This is a genomic window from Roseovarius tolerans, from assembly GCF_028885395.1.
GTDB classification, from domain to species: domain Bacteria; phylum Pseudomonadota; class Alphaproteobacteria; order Rhodobacterales; family Rhodobacteraceae; genus Roseovarius; species Roseovarius tolerans.
In genome coordinates, this window is the sequence record NZ_CP118494.1 from 2,565,272 (window position 1) to 2,581,613 (window position 16,342).

General features: G+C 63.9%; 19 protein-coding genes. 4 read left to right on the forward strand and 15 right to left on the reverse strand.

The window, feature by feature from the left end; genetic code table 11:
* The first annotated feature begins 2 nt into the window (after positions 1–2).
* A complete protein-coding gene (locus PVU19_RS12705; RefSeq protein WP_050662617.1) occupies positions 3–947 on the forward strand; it encodes an MBL fold metallo-hydrolase in 945 nt (314 codons plus the stop codon).
* 31 nt (positions 948–978) lie between these two features.
* Here PVU19_RS12705 and serS read toward each other — a convergent pair whose 3' ends face one another.
* From serS to PVU19_RS12780, 15 genes are all read right to left on the reverse strand, one after another.
* Complete coding sequence (gene serS / locus PVU19_RS12710) at positions 979–2,271, reverse strand: serine--tRNA ligase (protein WP_050662637.1); 1,293 nt, start codon at positions 2,269–2,271, stop codon at positions 979–981.
* 116 nt (positions 2,272–2,387) lie between these two features.
* Complete coding sequence (locus PVU19_RS12715; RefSeq protein WP_050662618.1) at positions 2,388–3,005, reverse strand: MliC family protein; 618 nt, start codon at positions 3,003–3,005, stop codon at positions 2,388–2,390.
* Positions 3,006–3,017: 12 nt separating this feature from the next.
* On the reverse strand, positions 3,018–4,082 hold the full coding sequence (locus PVU19_RS12720) for a YeeE/YedE family protein (RefSeq protein ID WP_050662619.1): 1,065 nt from the start codon (positions 4,080–4,082) through the stop codon (positions 3,018–3,020).
* A 136-nt stretch (positions 4,083–4,218) separates the two neighbouring features.
* Entirely contained in the window at positions 4,219–4,647 is a 429-nt protein-coding gene (locus PVU19_RS12725) for a DUF302 domain-containing protein (protein ID WP_050662620.1), read from the reverse strand.
* 39 nt (positions 4,648–4,686) lie between these two features.
* Positions 4,687–5,955, reverse strand: coding sequence for an NAD(P)/FAD-dependent oxidoreductase (locus PVU19_RS12730; protein WP_050662621.1), 1,269 nt, complete (start codon positions 5,953–5,955; stop codon positions 4,687–4,689).
* 28 nt (positions 5,956–5,983) lie between these two features.
* Positions 5,984–6,685, reverse strand: coding sequence for a c-type cytochrome (locus PVU19_RS12735; protein WP_050662622.1), 702 nt, complete (start codon positions 6,683–6,685; stop codon positions 5,984–5,986).
* A 4-nt stretch (positions 6,686–6,689) separates the two neighbouring features.
* Positions 6,690–7,742, reverse strand: a complete 1,053-nt coding sequence (locus tag PVU19_RS12740) for a c-type cytochrome (RefSeq protein WP_050662623.1) — start codon at positions 7,740–7,742, stop codon at positions 6,690–6,692.
* The gene (gene soxC, locus PVU19_RS12745) at positions 7,726–9,009 is read right to left on the reverse strand and encodes a sulfite dehydrogenase (protein ID WP_050662624.1); all 1,284 of its coding nucleotides are present in this window, start codon (positions 9,007–9,009) and stop codon (positions 7,726–7,728) included. The genes PVU19_RS12740 and soxC overlap by 17 nt, the downstream gene beginning before the upstream one ends.
* A gap of 26 nt (positions 9,010–9,035) precedes the next feature.
* Positions 9,036–10,733: a thiosulfohydrolase SoxB gene (gene soxB, locus PVU19_RS12750; protein ID WP_050662625.1), complete on the reverse strand. Its 1,698-nt coding sequence runs from the start codon at positions 10,731–10,733 to the stop codon at positions 9,036–9,038.
* A gap of 98 nt (positions 10,734–10,831) precedes the next feature.
* Positions 10,832–11,689, reverse strand: coding sequence for a sulfur oxidation c-type cytochrome SoxA (soxA, locus tag PVU19_RS12755; RefSeq protein WP_050662626.1), 858 nt, complete (start codon positions 11,687–11,689; stop codon positions 10,832–10,834).
* Between the two features lie 30 nt (positions 11,690–11,719).
* Positions 11,720–12,049, reverse strand: a complete 330-nt coding sequence (gene soxZ, locus PVU19_RS12760; RefSeq protein WP_050662627.1) for a thiosulfate oxidation carrier complex protein SoxZ — start codon at positions 12,047–12,049, stop codon at positions 11,720–11,722.
* Between the two features lie 24 nt (positions 12,050–12,073).
* Positions 12,074–12,490 carry a thiosulfate oxidation carrier protein SoxY gene (gene soxY, locus PVU19_RS12765; RefSeq protein WP_050662628.1) on the reverse strand — a complete coding sequence of 139 codons (417 nt, stop codon included), beginning with the start codon at positions 12,488–12,490 and terminating at the stop codon, positions 12,074–12,076.
* A gap of 45 nt (positions 12,491–12,535) precedes the next feature.
* The gene (gene soxX, locus PVU19_RS12770) at positions 12,536–13,006 is read right to left on the reverse strand and encodes a sulfur oxidation c-type cytochrome SoxX (RefSeq protein WP_050662629.1); all 471 of its coding nucleotides are present in this window, start codon (positions 13,004–13,006) and stop codon (positions 12,536–12,538) included.
* A 116-nt stretch (positions 13,007–13,122) separates the two neighbouring features.
* Positions 13,123–13,692: a thioredoxin family protein gene (locus PVU19_RS12775; protein WP_050662630.1), complete on the reverse strand. Its 570-nt coding sequence runs from the start codon at positions 13,690–13,692 to the stop codon at positions 13,123–13,125.
* 14 nt (positions 13,693–13,706) lie between these two features.
* Positions 13,707–14,444 (reverse strand): cytochrome c biogenesis CcdA family protein, encoded by a 738-nt coding sequence (locus PVU19_RS12780; protein WP_050662631.1) that lies wholly within the window; start codon positions 14,442–14,444, stop codon positions 13,707–13,709.
* 81 nt (positions 14,445–14,525) lie between these two features.
* Here PVU19_RS12780 and PVU19_RS12785 point away from each other — a divergent pair, with 81 nt between their 5' ends.
* The 3 genes from PVU19_RS12785 to PVU19_RS12795 are packed head-to-tail and all read left to right on the forward strand — an operon-like array spanning position 14,526 to position 16,331.
* Positions 14,526–14,894 carry a thioredoxin domain-containing protein gene (locus PVU19_RS12785; RefSeq protein ID WP_050662632.1) on the forward strand — a complete coding sequence of 123 codons (369 nt, stop codon included), beginning with the start codon at positions 14,526–14,528 and terminating at the stop codon, positions 14,892–14,894.
* Between the two features lie 33 nt (positions 14,895–14,927).
* On the forward strand, positions 14,928–15,242 hold the full coding sequence (locus tag PVU19_RS12790) for an ArsR/SmtB family transcription factor (RefSeq protein ID WP_082237557.1): 315 nt from the start codon (positions 14,928–14,930) through the stop codon (positions 15,240–15,242).
* A 42-nt stretch (positions 15,243–15,284) separates the two neighbouring features.
* Entirely contained in the window at positions 15,285–16,331 is a 1,047-nt protein-coding gene (locus PVU19_RS12795; protein ID WP_050662634.1) for a YeeE/YedE family protein, read from the forward strand.
* The last annotated feature ends 11 nt before the right edge of the window (positions 16,332–16,342 follow it).

A 16,342-nucleotide genomic window follows, 5' to 3' on the forward strand; every position in this document is an offset into this window, starting at 1 on the left:
CGATGCGCAGCCTCCTCATAGCCGCCCTTTTCGCCGCCGCCCCCGCGCTCGCCAGCGAGGACATAGCCGATCAATACCCCGACTCACTGCTCTATTCCAAACCGGTGGAATTCATCCCCGGCGTCTGGTCCGCGATCGGGGCCACCGCGCCCCCCACCTACGAAAACGCGGGCCATAACAACAACCTGAGCTTCATCGTCACCGGCGCGGGCGTCGTGGTGATCAATGGCGGGGCCTCGTATGGCCTCGCCCGTGCCCTGCACGAAGAGATCAAGACGATCACCGATCAGCCCGTCACCCATGTGTTCAACGAGAACGGCCAGGGCCATGCCATGCTGGGCAATTCCTACTGGGTGGAACAGGGCGTGCCCGTCATCGCGCATGAGGACGCGTTGCACGAGATCGAGCAATATGGCGGAATGGATCTGGAGACCGCCCGCCGTGTCACCAAGGAGCGCGCCGAGGGCACCGAGGTGGTGCTGCCGACCAAGACATTCTCGGATGACTACACGCTCGACATGGGTGACACCCGCATCGAGGCGCGGTATCTTGGCCCGGCCCACAGCCCCGGCGATATCGTGATCTGGCTGCCCAAACAGAGCCTGGTGATTTCCGGCGACATGGCGTTTCACGAACGCATGCTGCCGATCTTTCCCGAGACGATCACCCGCGACTGGCTGGAGACATGGGATGCGGAGTTCGAGGCGCTCGGGGCGACCTATGTGATCCCTGGCCACGGCCACCCCACCAACATGGATCAGGTGCGCCGCTACACCAAGGGCTACCTCGAATATCTGCGCGCACGCATCGCCGAGCATATCGACGCGGGCGGCGACCTTGCGGATGCCTATTACGTCGATCAGTCCCCCTACCGCCATCTCGACACGTTCGAGGAACTGGCGACCAAGAACGCGGGCCGCGTCTACGAGCAGATGGAGTGGGAGTGAGCGCACAGCCCGCCGGGCTGACCCTTCGGGGTCAGCTCAGCACGCCATCGGCGCCCAGCACGCTCCGGCCGCGCAGGTAGGGGTGCAGGACCTCGGGCAGGCGCACCGACCCGTCCGTCTGCTGGCCGTTTTCCAGCACCGCGATCAGCGCGCGCCCCACGGCCAGCCCCGAGCCATTCAGCGTATGCACGAATTCCGGCTTACCTCCGCCTGCAGGCTTGAACCGCGCGGTCATCCGCCGGGCCTGAAAATCGCCGCAGACCGAGACCGATGAAATCTCGCGATACATGTTCTGTCCGGGCAACCAGACCTCGATATCATGGGTGCGCCGCGCGCCAAAGCCCATGTCACCGGTGCAGAGCGCCACGGTGCGATAAGGCAGGCCAAGCCGTTCAAGAATACCCTCGGCGCAGCCGGTCATCCGGTCCAGCTCGTCGCGGCTGGCATCCGGGTGAGTGATCGAGACCATTTCTACCTTCTCGAACTGATGCTGGCGCAGCATGCCTGCGGTATCGCGCCCGGCCGATCCGGCCTCTGAGCGGAAACATTGCGTATGCGCCACCATCCGGCGCGGCAGGCTGGTCTCGTCAACCGTCTCGCCATGCACAAGGTTGGTCAGCGTCACCTCCGCCGTCGGCACCAGCCACCAGCCATTGGTGGTGCGATAGCTGTCCTCGCCGAATTTCGGCAATTGCCCGGTGCCGCGCATCATCTCGTCGCGCACCAGCACGGGCGTCCATGTCTCGGTCAGGCCGTTTTCCTCGACATGCGTGTCGATCATGAACTGTGCGAGGGCGCGGTGAATGCGCGCCACCGACCCCGAGAGCACGACAAACCGGCTACCCGAGAGTTTGGCCGCGCTCTCGAAATCCATGCCCGGCTTGACGCCGGCGATCTCGTAATGCTCGCGCGCCTCGAAATCGAGCACGGGCGGCGTGCCCCAGCGGCGCAACTCGACATTGTCGGCCTCGTCCGCGCCATCGGGCACGTCTTCCTGTGGCAGGTTGGGCATCCCCATCAGCATCTCGGTCAGCTGCGCGTCGAGATCCTTGGCCTCGGCCTGCATCGCCGCCACCTCGGCCTTTTTCTCGCCGACCAGCACCCGCAGCCGGGCAAACTCGGCCTCATCGCCGCGCGCCTTGGCGGCACCGACTTCCTTGGAGGCGCGGTTTTGATCGGCCTGCGCGGTTTCTGCCGCTAGGATCCTGGCGCGCCGCGCCTCGTCCAGGGCCAGAACGGGGCCTGACGCGTTCTGCACCCCCCGCCGCGCCATTGCGGCGTCAAACGCTGCGGGGTTTTCACGGATCGCGCGGATATCGTGCATCGGTCTGTCCTCGAACTGCCTGAGTCGTTTGAGCGCGTGATAAACCGGTTTTGCGGCCATGTGTAGGGCGGGTTGATGCGAGACACGTTCCGAACCGCGGCAGACGCGGCTTTACCTCACAATGTGCGTGCGAGTGTGCAGTCGTAGATTTGCCCGTCGGGGTCTGGCTCGCGATAGGTGGCACTCTCGCCCTTGATCCAGATCGAGCGGCCAAAACTGCCCTCATAGCGGCTTCCGGATGCGGTCGGGACAAGCACGCCCGTGTCGATCTGGTCGCCGCGCTCGAAGCGGACGCTCGGCAGTTCAGTGTCGAAGAAATAGGTCACAACCTCGTTGGCCGGATTGCCGTCGCAGGCCCAGATCACCGTAGAGACGGGTGGCTCGAGCATCCATTGCGCCACCAGTTCGCCCTGACGACGCAAGTAGGAGGCTTCGACGCAATCGCGCAACGCGTCGCCCGCTTTCCAGCACTCGTCACGGCCCTTGATCCAGCCACGCTGAAAGGCGCGCAACTCGCGCTCGCCCGCCTCGGCCCCGGCATCGGCGGCCCGGATCGCGGCAACCGCCTCGTCGAACCGGCGCGCCACCAGCCGGTCGAGCCGTGCAAGCTCGGGGTCTTCACAGACAAGCTTTTCCGCTGAGCTCTCGGCCTTGGCGCAGTCAAACGAGGGGCCTTGTTGTGCCGTGGCACCGGTGGCCACCAGCAAAAGCAGTCCGGACAGGATGTATCGCATGATCGTCTCCCTTCAGGTCGTCGGCACCATCACGACCCCCCGGCCCAGCATCAGATGCGTGGCCATCGCGCCGATCCACATGCATCCTACGGCAACCCAGGCCGTCAGCGCAAAGATCGCGCCGCCCGACATGCCCGCGCCCACGGCACAGCCGCCCGCGAGCATCGAGCCGAAGCCCATAAGCGCCGCGCCGATCAGATAGCGCTCCATCGGGGTGTCGGGGCCGAAGCGTTCGATCTTCCAGTCGCGGGTGAGCAGTGCCATCGTGGCGGCACCTGCGAAGACCCCCGGCACCAGGCCCACGCCGAACCCAAGGGGCAGCGAAGTGCTGTTCACGAGCCCCATCAGCGTGTCGGTCGAGGGGCCGGTGAAGGTGACCGAGGAAATCGCGATCACCTCGAACGAGGTCTGCGCGATCATGTAGGTCACAAGCCAGCCCAGCCCCACGGCCAGCCCGACAGCCATTCCGGCAATCGCATGGCTCAGCCGGACGTGCCGCGCGAGCGCCAGCGCAAAGCCCGCGATCAGCACCAACGCGGCGATGCAAGCCGCGACCAGAGGGCTCATGCCAAGCTGCGACAGGATGCTGCGCGCCTCGCCGCCCGGCACCAGCCAGAGCGTTGCAAGCCCCTCGCGCGCAGGCGACAGCGCCCCGCGCAATGCCGATTGCGCCACGATGGTCAGCACCAGCCCGGTGACAAGCGCGCGCAGGTTGCCGGTCGCCGACAGCACCAGCAAACGGCTCGCGCAGCCGCGCGCGAGGATCATGCCCGCGCCGAACATCAGCCCGCCGATGATCGCGCCGGACATGCTGCCGGTGGCGGCCAGTGGCCGCGCCTCGCTCACGTCAAGAACACCCGTCGCGATGGCCCCCTGCACCGCCAGAACCCCGGCGGAGAACGCGATGATCCAGATCGACAGGCGCGGGCCCAGCCCGCGCTCGGCCACCTCGATGGTCGCGGCCCGCAGGCAAAACCGCGAATGCTGCGCCGCCGCCCCGAAGATCACGCCAACGAGCGCGCCCGCCATCGCGAGCACGGCCCCGTCGCCGTAGGTATCGATGAGTGTTTCCAGCATGGCAGGGTTCCATCATGACGTTATGCTGCCAGCATACACATTCACGGGCGCGCATGTCTTGACTTGGGTCAATCAGGACTTGGGTCAATCAGGGGGGTCAATCCGGGCCGCGTGGGGGCGGCCCGGCACCGGTGCTTTATTCCAGCGCGTCCTGCACGATCTCGTCCAGAAGCGCCTGCACCTTCTGCATCTCGCCCTCTGGGTAGGTGCGATGGCCCACCATCACCTCGCCCTCGCGCTCGGCAACGAACACGCCGTAGGGGCAATGCGCGATGTTCATCGGGTCGGCCTCCATCACGTCGCGCGAGAGGGTGGCGGAGCAAAAGAGGAAGATATCAGCCTCTTCGAATATCTTGACGTCGCTGCCCACATCCGCGCCGGTGCGGTTGAGCATCTCGCCCACATGGCTGGTCAGGTCGATCACCAGCCCCCGGTCGAGGATGGCACTTTCGACCGCGAAGGTCGCATCGCCGAAGGTGCCGTTGAACGGGTAGGTCACCGCCTCCTGCGCCATAGCGGGCAGCGCCATGAGGCCGAAAACTCCGGCCAGAATTGTCCGTTTCATTGCCTTTACTCCTTTGTCAGACAGGCGTTCGCGCGCCGATCAATCGAACATGTCCGTGGTGATGCCCGCATACCAACCCACCGATTCCTCAAAGGTGGCCTTGCGGGTCGCCGCATCCTCGCCAGTCTGCGAGATGAAGCCGTCGACCTTGGCGATCTTTTCCTCGGTCGCCTCGTAGGTGGCTCCGACCTTGACGCCGTCATCCTCGGCGATGAGCGACCAGCAGGTATTGGTGAATTTGGCCGGGAACACCTTGGAATCGGTCAGCGCTCCGCGCACCGCCATGGCGCAAACCTTGGCCTGTGAATTGGCGGCAAAGCCGGATTTCGGCATGTCACCCTGTGCGGCGGCGTCGCCCAGAACATGCACGTCCGGGTCAGCCTTCGACGACATGTCGGCGGCATTCACCGGGGCCCAGTTGCCCTCGGTGACGCCTGCCATGTCGGCGATGCGGCCCGCCTTCTGCGCCGGGATCACGTTGCAGACATCCACATTCTCGACCATGCCGTCGATGTCGATGGTCATCGCCTCGGTGTCGACGCTCACATTCTCACCACCGAAATCGGGGCCGATGCGCTCCACCATGCCGCCGTAGTGACGCTGCCAGCCTTCCTCGAAGAGCGCCTGCTTGGAAAACTTCGGCTTGGGATCGGCCACGAGGATCTTGGCGGTCGGGTTCATTTGCTTGAGCACATGCGCCACCATCGAGATCCGCTCATAGGGGCCAGGGGGGCAGCGATACGGGTTGGGCGGAGCCACCATGGCAAAGCGCCCGCCCTCGGGCATCGCCATGATCTGCGCCTTCAGGAGCTCGCTCTGCGATCCGGCCTTGTAGGCGTGGGGCATCTTGTTTTGTGCGGCCACCGACCAGCCCGGAACGGCATCCTCGACAAAATCAATGCCGGGGCTGAGGATCAGCTTGTCATAGGGCAGCACCGCGCCACCGGCGAGGCTTACGGTTTTGCTGTCGCGGTCCACGTCCACCGCCCAGTCATGCACCACGTTGATGCCGTATTTCGCGGCCAGCGTGCCGTAGGTGTGGCTGATATCCTCAAGGTCGGTGAACCCGCCGATATAGAGGTTGGAGAAATAGCAGGTGAAATAGCTGCGCGACGGCTCGACGAGGGTCACAGTGATCGCACCCTTGCTGTCCTTGGCGATATAGCGCGCGGCAGTGGCCCCGCCCGAGCCGCCGCCGATCACGACAACGCGCGGCTTGCCATGCCCGTCAGCCAGCACCGCGGGTGCCGAAAGCGTGGCAGCCGCAGCGGTTCCCACGGCAATGAATTTGCGTCGGTTGAAAGTCATGGTGTCTCCTCCCAGAAACGGACCGCGTTTAGTCGAGGTCCTTGAAATAGGCCGCCAGTGCCGCGATCTCCTCGTTCGACAGACGTCCGGCCATCATCTGCATCACCGGATGGGGACGCAGTCTATCCTTGTAGGCGTGCATTGCGATCACGAAATCCTCTTCCGGCCAGCGGGTGATCGAGGGGATGCCGAGGGCTGAGCCATCCGCCTGATGGCAGCTCACGCATTCGCTGCTGAGGTATTCGCCGTATTCCGGATCGCCCTGAATCGCGAGAATATCGGGATCGACCGAATGATCTGTGCCGATCGCCGTCGGCGCGGCCTCGGGGATGTTGGCGGGATTGTCCGAGAAGGTCCGCAGATAGGCCAGAAGGTCCGCCCGCGCCTGCTCGTTCTTCATGCCGGGGTAGCTCATCCGGGTCTTGGAGACGAGCGCGCGCGGATTTTCGATATAAGCGTCGAGCGTCTCCAGCGTCCAGGTCAGGCCATCAACGCCCGCCCGCTCCATCGAGGCGGAATAGGCGTAGCCGTCATGCACCGCTGCGCGCCGCCCGAAGATGCCGTTGAGATGCGGGCCGATCCGGTCCTCGGCCCCCTGCCCGATCTGATGACAGCCCTTGCAGGCGTTGAAGGCCTGCGCGCCCGCCTCGGCATCGCCGATCAGCTCTGCCCGCGCGCCACCCGCCGCCAGAAGCGCGGCGAGCGTCAGCGCGGGCAGGAGCGGCCGCACCGTGTTATTCTCCGAAAGTCGAGAGATAGGCGGCAATGGCCGCGATATCCTCGTCGGATCTGAGCCCGGCAAAGGCCATGCGTGTCCCCTTCATGAAGCCGCGCGGATCAGCCAGAAACGCGGCGAGGCTTTCATTGTCCCAGACCAGCCCGTCACCGGCCATGCCTTCGAGGGCCGAGGAATACTTGAACCCGTCCACGGCACCGGCGGCACGCCCCACCACACCGTTGAGCTGCGGGCCTACGCGATTCTTGGCACCCTCGCCCACCTGGTGGCAAGCCTTACATTTGCGAAACACCTTTTCGCCGGCGGCGACAAGTTCCGGATCGGGGCCGGCTGCGGGCTCCGGTGAAGTCTCGGTGGCGGCCGCCTCGACCGGCTCTGCCTCGGCGGCGGGCGCTGCGGCCTCGGTCTCGGTGCCTTCCTCATCCGGGGTCACGTCGAGCACGGCGGCGCGCATCGTGATCTCGACGCTGTCCTTGCAGTTCTCCATGCAGGGCTCGCCATGCCAGATCGCGTATTCGGTCTCGGCCCGGTCATCGACGATGAAGCCGTCGGCATTGGGCATCTCGAACTCGGCGAAATTCTCGTGGCTCAGGACGAAATCATCCTCCACGAGGTTGTTGGAGTAGAGGATATAGGCGGTGATCGCGTAGACATCGTCGGGCGTCAGGCTTTGTGCGTTGCCGAAGGGCATCGAGCGGTTGACGTAATCCCACACCGTCGACAGGTGCGGCCAATACGAGCCCACGGTCTTGAGCGGGTCCTTGCGGTCGAGCGTGCCCTGCCCGCCCGCCAGCTTGGGCCAGTTGCCGATGCCTTCGGCGAAATCACCGTGGCAGACGGCGCAATGTTCGGCAAAGACCTCGTCACCGGTCCACACATCGCCCGACCCTTCCGGCAGGCCGCGCCCGTCGGGCATGATCTTGACGTCCCAGGCGGCGATCTCTTCGGGCAGCGCCTCGCGCCCCAGCCCGTATTCGCCGGACCAGACGGCGGTGGCGGTGGCGCTGACGGTGATGCCTGCGACCAGCGTGAACTTAAGAAACTTCGACATTCTCTGCCTCCCCGTTGGGCCGCACCCACCATGTCTGAATACAGTTGTTGTGATAGATCGAGTTTTCGCCGCGCACCTCGCGCAGCTGCGCCTTGGTGGGCTGGATATAGCCGGTGTCATCCATCGCGCGGCTTTGCAGCAGCATTTCCTCGCCGTCCCATGTGGTGTCGAGATAGAAACGGGTGAGCGCCTTGGCCTCGCCTTCCTTGGCGAGGCGCGCGGTCTCCCATGTCTTGCCGCCATCCTTGGAGACATCAACGCGGGTGATCGCGCCGTGGCCGGACCAGGCAAGCCCGGTGATCACCAGCGGCCCCTTGCCGTGGGTGATCGGCGATTGCGGGCTGGGCGAGGTGACGACCGATTTCGCGTCCATCACCCAGGTCCATTTGCGGCTGGTGCCGTCGGCCAGCGTGTCGGTGTATTTGCTGGTCTCTTCGCGGCTTTCAACCGGGCCGTCCGTCACCTCGATACGGCGGATCCACTTGACCCACATGTTGCCTTCCCAGCCCGGCACGACGAGGCGCACAGGGTATCCATGCTCCTTGCGCAGCGCCTCGCCATTGGCCTTGAACGCCACCAGACAATCGCCAAGCGCCTTGCCCATCGGGATCGAACGGCCGTTGGAGGACGCATCGGCCCCCTCGACATAGACCCACTTGTCCTGCAACTCGCCCGCCACATCGAGCCCGGCCTCTTCCAGCAGCGTGCGCAGCGGCACGCCGGTATATTCCATGTTGTGAATCATGCCGTGGGTGAACTGCGCACCATTGAGTTGCGCGCCCGCCCATTCCATGCCCGTATTGGCAGCGCATTCACAGAAATATACGTGATTCTCACGCGGGAAGCGTTCGAGATCGGCATAGGTGAACACCAGCGGCTTATCCACCAGCCCGTTGATCATCAGGCGGTAATCTTCCTTCTTGAGGTCGATCGCACCGGAATGGTGCCGCTCGAAGGCGCAGCCCTGCGGCGTGATGGTGCCGTCAAGCGCGTGGATCGGCGTGAAATTGATCGAGGAGATCGTGTCAGCGGTCAGCCATTCGACATTGCGGCGCACCACGTCCGATTCGTATTCGATGGGCAAGCCGTAGGGCGAGGCATCGACACCGTCGCCAAGGCCCGTGGCCCAGGGCTGCACATCCGTGATCAACGGATCAGGCGTGCCCGCTTGTGCCGCGCCCGCCGTGACGGCCCCGGCTGCAGCGGCCACGCTGCCGCGCAGAAACGCGCGGCGCGAGGTGGGTTTTCCCTTGAAAAGCTCAGACATCTCGAATGCCTCCTCTCGACTGGATCTCATGCGCCAATCACCTTGACGCTGTCGTTGGGTGCGACACGCACGGTGCCCTGCTTGGCGATATGGTTCTCGACCACGTCCCAGATCTGTGGCCCCTCGGTGCCCTCGTTGACCGATGCCCACCCGGCGACCACGTAATTCTTCGAAGGATCGATCGCCTCGCCGGTCTTGAGCAGCACCATGTCGCTGATCCGGCTGCCCTGTGGCCGGTTGATGTCGATCCGGTAGCCCATGCCACCGATCCGCACCATGTCGCCGCCCTGCTGGTAATAGGGGTCGGGGTTGAAGATGTTGTCGGCCACGTCCTCGAGAATGACCTTGATGAATTCGCCGGTCATCTCGGAGCGATAGGCCTTGCCATAGGTCATCGAGGTCACGTTGAAGATATCCTCGCGGGTGATGTCCTGTCCGGGGATGAGGCTCGGCCCCCAGCGCACGCCGGGCGACATGGCGATATCCGCCTCGCGCTCTTCGATCAGCGCGTCGCAAATGAGATCATCCCACGAGCCGTTGAAGTTGCCGCGCCGATACAGCAGGCTCTCGGTCTGGCCGATCACCTCCTCCAACTCGGATTTGAACGGCGCGCGCTGCTCATCAATGAGCGCGGCCACCTCCTTGTCCGGCTCGATCACATCGCTGAAAATCGGGATCAGCTTGTGGCGAAAGCCCATCATCCGGCCATCGCGCACATCCAGATCCACGCGGCTGACGAATTTGCCGTTGCTGCCCGACGCGATGAGGATCGTCTCGCCCACCAGAACAGGCTCGGGCAGCGCGTCGTGTGTATGGCCCGTCAGGATGACGTCGATGCCCGAAACGATGCCCGCCATCTTCTTGTCCACGTCAAAGCCGTTATGGCTGAGCACGACCACGAGGTCCGCCCCTTGGCCCCGCACTTCGTCGACCATCGCCTGCATGTTCTCGTCGCGGATACCGAAGGAGTATTCGGGGAACATCCAGCCGGGATTGGCAATCGGCATATATGGGAAGGCCTGACCGATCACGGCGATTTTGGCACCGCCGCGTTCAAAGAACTTGTAGGGCGGGAAAAGCTCTGCGGGCTCGTCCCACTCGGCGTCGAAAATGTTCTGGCCGAGGGCGGCAAAAGGCAGGCCCTCGACGATCTCGTGGACGCGGTCAGAGCCGAGCGTGAATTCCCAGTGAAAAGTCATCGCGTCGGGCTTGAGCGCGTTCATCACGTTGACCATGTCCTGGCCTTGCGAGTGATAGCAGGTGTAGGAGCCGTGCCAGGTGTCGCCACCATCGAGCAGGATCGCATCGGGGCGGTCGGCGCGGATCGCGTTGATCACGGTCGCCATGCGGTCCAGCCCGCCGACCTTGCCATAGCCCTGCGCCAGCGCGCTGAAATCGCCCGAAGAGAGCGCGTAATGCGACGGGCTGCCATCGTCGATGCCGTAAAGTTTGCGGAAATCTGCGCCGGTGACATGCGGCACAGCCCCCTTGTTGTCGCCCACGCCGATATTGATCGACGGCTCGCGGAAATAGATCGGCTTGAGCTGCGCGTGAATGTCGGTGATGTGGATCAGGCTGACATTGCCGAACGTGTCGAACTGCAAGAGCTGGTCCTGCGTCAGCGCCTGTTGCGCCGCCAGTTTGGCCCAGTTGCCGAAGGACGACGCCCCAAGGATGGCCGAAGCCGCCATGCTCGTTTGAAGAAAATCGCGACGCGAGATCATGTCTGACCTTTCCACTACCGCAGGGATCACATGCGGAATTTTGAATGTTTTAGTCAAGAAAAACCCCGCCCGGACCATGGCCAGGCGGGGGTCTTCACTCAGTTGCGGACAGACGGCCCCTCGACCGACAGACCGTTGCCGCGGCTCGCGACATAAAGCTCCAGCGCCACGAATTCGGGGCTGCCGGGGCTGAACGTCTCGGCGCGGGTGTCGCGCACGCAGCCCTTGAAGCGGGCATGCACCGAGTTGAGCTTGGTGTTCTTCAGCCGGTAGACCGGAAAGCCGTTGATCTGGCCCTGGCTCAGGTGGTCGGCGCGGATCATGCGGCCGTAATTGTCCTCGTGGCAATTGGCGCAGCTCAGCTCCAGCTGACCGGTGCGGGTGTAGTAGAGTTCCTTGCCCGCCTCCCAGGTCTCGGCCACGGGACCATCGGTCGCCACGTTGATCGGCATGCCGCGCGACACCGACGAGATCAGCGCCAGCATGCTGGTCATCTCGGTGCCGGTGTATTTCAGCGGCTCGGCCTTCATGTTCTCGGTGCGGCAGGCGTTGACCTGCATCTCCAGCGTGCGAACCTCGCCCGCGTCCTCGTTCCACTTGGGATAGACCGCGCGCACGCCCTTCATGCTCTCTCCGGCATCGCCATGGCAGCTTGCACAGGACTTGCCCGCCTCACCTTCGACCGTGTCCCAGGCATCCATCGCCTGCTCGACAAAGATCATTCCGGGATTGTCGAAATCGTCGGCCTGCATGGCGCGGGTCTCGGTGCCGCGGAAATGCCAGCCCGAGATCACCTCGGGCAGCGCGCCCTCGACCGCTGCCGGGGCGTCGGTCCAGGTGGTGAGTTCGGTCTCTTCGTTGATGATCAGCGTATCCTCGACGGGTTCGGCCCATGCCGCCCCCGCCGTGATTGCACTCGCTCCTAGAAGCGCTGTTATCAGTGCTGTTTTTTTCATTGTCGTCCCTCCCTGACGGTGATGCCTCAATCAGCCCAGCGCGATGTTCTTGGTCTCTTCGTAGACAGAGCCATCGTCGTCGTACCAGGTGAACTTCATGTCACCGGCATCGGGAATGACGGCCTCGAACTCGAAATACGGATTGGTCGAGATCGCGGGTTCCATGGTCACGTCGACCACCATCTCGCCGTTGAATTCGCAGGTGAAGCGGTTGATGATCGACCGCGGGATGGTGTTGCCATCGGCGTCCTTGCGTTGACCGGATTCCATCGGGTGGCTGATCAGGGTCTTGATCGTGACCGTCTCGCCGGCACTTGCCTTGCGCGGCGCTTTCACGCGGGGTTTCACATTGTCTGCCATTGTCGGATTCTCCTAATTCCTGCCTCAGCCGCCGCAGCCGCCGATGGTGACCTTGACGTTGCTCGATGCCTTGACGAAAGAGCCGTCCTTCATCTTGGCGATCGCCACCACGTCCTGCGTGCCAGCAAGGCGGATGCGCGTCGAGGCGCTGTGCGAACCGGCCAGCGGGCCAAACTTGAACTCGGCCACGCCGGGCGTCGGGTTGCCCATCGCCAGCACGAGAATCGCCTCGGCGCCGGGTGCGTCGACCTCGATCGGCACGGTGTTGCCGTTCTCGGCGATCTCGGGCGCGGTCAGGGTCAGACCCTCGCTGCCCATATCCGCCCCACCGGTGAATGCGGCGATGGCGTCCTCGCCTGCGGCGCTCGCGCGCATCGGCAGGCCAAAGGCCACCAAAGCGCCCGCGCCCATCACCATCACGCTACGTCTCGTCATTGTCATTGTGCTGAACTCCTGTTCAAAGCCGACCCGGTGCAGGGGCGGCGGTCAGTATTTGAGGGTGGCGAGATAGGCCACCACGTCCTCGATCTGCTGCGCGGTGAGAAGCGGGCCGAAACTGTCATCCGCCGCCTCGCCGGTATAGGCGTTGCCGGGGCGGGTGAAGCCATCCACGCGGTAGAAGGACGGCATCATCGAGTCCGGGAACATCATCTTGGCATTGGCCACGATTCCGCGCAACTCTGCCTCGCTCCAGCGCTCTCCCGCGCCGTCGAGCATCGGGCCGATCTCACCATGAAACGGAATGTCGCTCATGTCGGAATTGGCGTGGCAGGCCACGCAATTGCCGAGCGATTTGTTGCCCACCACCTCGCGGCCACGGGCAGGATCACCGGGCGCTCCGGTCAGCGATACGGTGACGGCACCATCCTCGAAGGGGACCTCACCCGGGGCAATCTCGGCAGCTGCGGCACCTGTTGCGGCACCGATCAGCGCGATCGTCATCAGTGTTCGTTTCATGCGTCCTCCCTAACACATTCACATTTTTGTATATCATAGGACACAATGGAGTGAGCGCACAACAATAAATTCTTATTTTTGAATTTAATGTAATCCGGCACACGCCTTATCCCGTATCACTCCGCGGCGCGTTCCTGAATGCGCCTTGCGTGATAACGCTGGAAATCTTCATCCGTATCAAGCGCATACCGCTTTTCGTTCACCCATGTCAGCATATCGAGCGTGGTCCCCGCCTCGAACGCGCCGGGCATCAGCGCCACCGCCGCCTGCGCCGCCGTCTGGCCCTCGGGCACCTCTTCGGGCAGGAACAGAATCGACGGCGTGAAAAGCAGACCCCATTTGCGGGTCGCGGCCTTCTCGCTCAGTGATTCCCCATCGAAATCGGTCACCTCGATGTCGCCATGCAGGTTGAGCTGCACGACAAAGAAATTCTCGCGGATATAGTCGGCGATCTCGGGGCGCGGGAATACGTGCTCATGCATCCGCGTGCAGTAGATGCAGCCGCGTTGCTCGACCATGACCATCAGTCGCTTGCCCTCGGCATTCGCCTCGTCAAGATCCTCGCGCAGGTCCTTGAACGTGTCGCGCATCCAGTCGGTCTTGTGCAGCCCGTCATCGCCCACCTCGGCGGCGGCAACCGGCAGCGCCAGCAGACAGGCCGCCAGCAGGCTCAGAAAACGTGTCATGATCTCCTCCTCTCCTAGATATTTTGAAACGCCGGGAAGGTCTCCAGCATCCATTGCGCGATGTGGTTGACGCTGTCGGTGGCAATCAGCGCAGCAAACACGATCAGCAGCAGCCCCATCGCCTTTTCCACCTTGGGCAGGTGGCGGCGGAATTTCGACGCGAACCGCAGGAACGGCCCGATGAAAAGCGACGCCGCCATGAACGGCGTGGTCATCGCAAAGCCAAAGACCAGCAGCAGCCCCAGCCCCTCCATCGCCGTGGATTCGGTGCTCGCGGTAAAGACGACAGCGGTCAGCACGCCGCCGACGCAGGGGGTCCACCCGGCGGCAAAAGCAAAGCCCACCACATACGCCCCCAGGACCGACATGTTCTTGGTGTCGCCCGCCTCCATCTGGAAAACGCGGTTGAGAAACCCGATGCGCAGCACGCCCAGAAAATGCAGTCCGAGGATCAACACTACCAATGCCGCGAACAACCGGAATTCGGTCTGAAACCCGCGAAACGCCTGGCTGAGCCCGAAGGCCGCCGCCCCCAGCAGCACGAACACCGTGATGATCCCCGCCGAGAACATCACCGACGCGGCAAAGGCGCGGCGCCGCACGCCGGGGGCCAGCCGCCCCTCGGCGCTGATTTCCGACATCGAGGCGCCTGCCATGTAGCTCAGGTAGAACGGCACGATCGGCAGCACGCAGGGTGAGAAAAAGACAATCAGCCCGCCGATGAACGCGCTGAGCAGGGAGACATCGAACATCACGCAGCCTTACATGGGTTGATCCTGAAACACATTCAAACTATTATATGTTTTATTGCCTCCGTCAATCGGAACAAAAGAATGCGTATATGCGCCGCCGTTCTGGTCAGCCTCGGGCTGACGCTTGGCCTCACCGGCCCGCTTCGGGCGGCAGAGTTGATCATGGTCGAACAACACGGCTGTCACTGGTGCGAGCAATGGAACGCCGAGATCGCCCCGGCTTACCCCAACACCGAGGAAGGCGCGCGCGCGCCGCTGCGCCGCGTGCTGATCAGTGATCTGCCCGAGGATGTGGCGTTCACCTCGCGCCCGGTCTTCACCCCCACTTTCGTGCTGGTCCACGAGGGTCAGGAGTTGGGCCGGATGGAGGGCTATGCCGGCGCCGAGTTTTTCTGGTTCCTGCTGGGGCAGTTGCTCAACGCGCATCCCGACGCCACGGCCCTGCGGTAACCGGCCATGCTGCGCAAAGCCCCTCCGCCAAACATGGACATCACGTCAGAGAGCCTCGACACGATGCTGGGCCATGCCCATGACGCCGCCGAGTTTCTGAAGGCGATCAGCCACGAGGGGCGGCTAATGATCCTGTGCCACCTTGCCACCGGTGAAAAGACCGTGACCGAACTCGAAGACCTGCTTTCGGCGCGGCAGGCGGCGGTCTCGCAACAGCTCTCGCGGCTGCGGACAGAGCAGCTTGTCACACCCAGACGTGAAGGCAAGGCGATCTATTACCGTTTGACAGACCACCGCGCGATCACGATGCTCGAAGTGGTCTACGATCTCTTTTGCAAGCAGCCTTGACGGAGGAGCCGGGGCCTTGCCAGCGACACATGGAGGAGACACATGCCCGGCGGCATTCCGGAACCTTTGCTGATTGCGCTGTTCGGGTTCGGCGGCGGGCTGATCCTTGGCCTCGCGGCGCGATTGGGGCGGTTCTGCACCCTTGGTGCGATCGAGGATTATCTCTATCAGCACAGCGACACGCGCCTGCGGATGTGGGGGCTGGCGATTGGCGTGGCGGGGCTGTCGGCCTTTGCCGCCGTGGCGCTCGGCGGGTTCGATATCGCGATGAACGCCTATTGGATCACGCCCTGGTCGCCGTTTGCGTCCATTTTGGGCGGGCTGCTGTTCGGGTATGGCATGTCGCTGGCCGGGAATTGCGGCTTTGGCGCACTGGCGCGCTTCGGCGGCGGTGATCTGCGGTCTTTCGTAATCGTGCTGGTGATGGGCATTGCCGCCTATGCGATGATGTCGGGCCCGCTGGCGCGGCTGCGGATCATGGCGACCGAGGCCACCACGCCCGCGCTCGACACGCAAAGCTATGCCCAGATCGTCGAGCGGCTGACCGGGGTGCCGATGATCTGGGCGGGGCTGCTCATTTCGGGCGGCGCAGCACTTCTGGCGCTTGGCTCGCGCGGGTTCCTGCGCGATCGCCGGTCAATGCTCTGGGGTGCGCTGGTGGGCCTTGCCATCACCTCGGGCTGGGTCGGCACGTCATGGGTGGCGACGCATGGCTTCATGCTGCAACCGGTGCAGAGCCACACGTTTTCCGCACCACTTGGCGAATCCATCCTGTTCCTGATGACCGCCAGCGGTGGCGGGCTCAGCTTTGGCGTGGCTTCGGTCTTCGGCGTGCTGGCGGGCGCGTTCTGTGGCAGCCTGATCAAGGGGCATTTTCGGTGGGAGGCCTGCGAGGACCCGCGCGAACTCAAGCGGCAGATCCTCGGCGCGGTCTGCATGGGCTTCGGCGCGGTGCTGGCCTTCGGCTGCACGGTGGGTCAGGGCATCTCGGCGTTTTCGGTGCTGTCGCTCAGCGCGCCGGTGACGTTTGCGGCGATCTTTGCGGGGGCGGCGCTCGGGTTGCGGCAACTGATCACGGGTTTTGCCTGAAGGGGACCGAG

Bases quoted from the DNA above. Each gene is read 5' to 3' on its own strand.
- PVU19_RS12790 (WP_082237557.1), top strand. From the start codon at position 14,928: ATGGACATCACGTCAGAGAGCCTCGACACGATGCTGGGCCATGCCCAT.
- PVU19_RS12775 (WP_050662630.1), bottom strand. From the start codon at position 13,692: ATGACACGTTTTCTGAGCCTGCTGGCGGCCTGTCTGCTGGCGCTGCCG.
- serS (WP_050662637.1), bottom strand. From the start codon at position 2,271: ATGCACGATATCCGCGCGATCCGTGAAAACCCCGCAGCGTTTGACGCC.
- soxX (WP_050662629.1), bottom strand. From the start codon at position 13,006: ATGAAACGAACACTGATGACGATCGCGCTGATCGGTGCCGCAACAGGT.
- PVU19_RS12785 (WP_050662632.1), top strand. From the start codon at position 14,526: ATGCGTATATGCGCCGCCGTTCTGGTCAGCCTCGGGCTGACGCTTGGC.
- soxY (WP_050662628.1), bottom strand. From the start codon at position 12,490: ATGACAATGACGAGACGTAGCGTGATGGTGATGGGCGCGGGCGCTTTG.
- soxC (WP_050662624.1), bottom strand. From the start codon at position 9,009: ATGTCTGAGCTTTTCAAGGGAAAACCCACCTCGCGCCGCGCGTTTCTG.
- soxB (WP_050662625.1), bottom strand. From the start codon at position 10,733: ATGATCTCGCGTCGCGATTTTCTTCAAACGAGCATGGCGGCTTCGGCC.
- PVU19_RS12780 (WP_050662631.1), bottom strand. From the start codon at position 14,444: ATGTTCGATGTCTCCCTGCTCAGCGCGTTCATCGGCGGGCTGATTGTC.
- PVU19_RS12705 (WP_050662617.1), top strand. From the start codon at position 3: ATGCGCAGCCTCCTCATAGCCGCCCTTTTCGCCGCCGCCCCCGCGCTC.
- PVU19_RS12715 (WP_050662618.1), bottom strand. From the start codon at position 3,005: ATGCGATACATCCTGTCCGGACTGCTTTTGCTGGTGGCCACCGGTGCC.
- PVU19_RS12795 (WP_050662634.1), top strand. From the start codon at position 15,285: ATGCCCGGCGGCATTCCGGAACCTTTGCTGATTGCGCTGTTCGGGTTC.
- PVU19_RS12730 (WP_050662621.1), bottom strand. From the start codon at position 5,955: ATGACTTTCAACCGACGCAAATTCATTGCCGTGGGAACCGCTGCGGCT.
- soxA (WP_050662626.1), bottom strand. From the start codon at position 11,689: ATGAAAAAAACAGCACTGATAACAGCGCTTCTAGGAGCGAGTGCAATC.
- soxZ (WP_050662627.1), bottom strand. From the start codon at position 12,049: ATGGCAGACAATGTGAAACCCCGCGTGAAAGCGCCGCGCAAGGCAAGT.
- PVU19_RS12720 (WP_050662619.1), bottom strand. From the start codon at position 4,082: ATGCTGGAAACACTCATCGATACCTACGGCGACGGGGCCGTGCTCGCG.
- PVU19_RS12740 (WP_050662623.1), bottom strand. From the start codon at position 7,742: ATGTCGAAGTTTCTTAAGTTCACGCTGGTCGCAGGCATCACCGTCAGC.
- PVU19_RS12725 (WP_050662620.1), bottom strand. From the start codon at position 4,647: ATGAAACGGACAATTCTGGCCGGAGTTTTCGGCCTCATGGCGCTGCCC.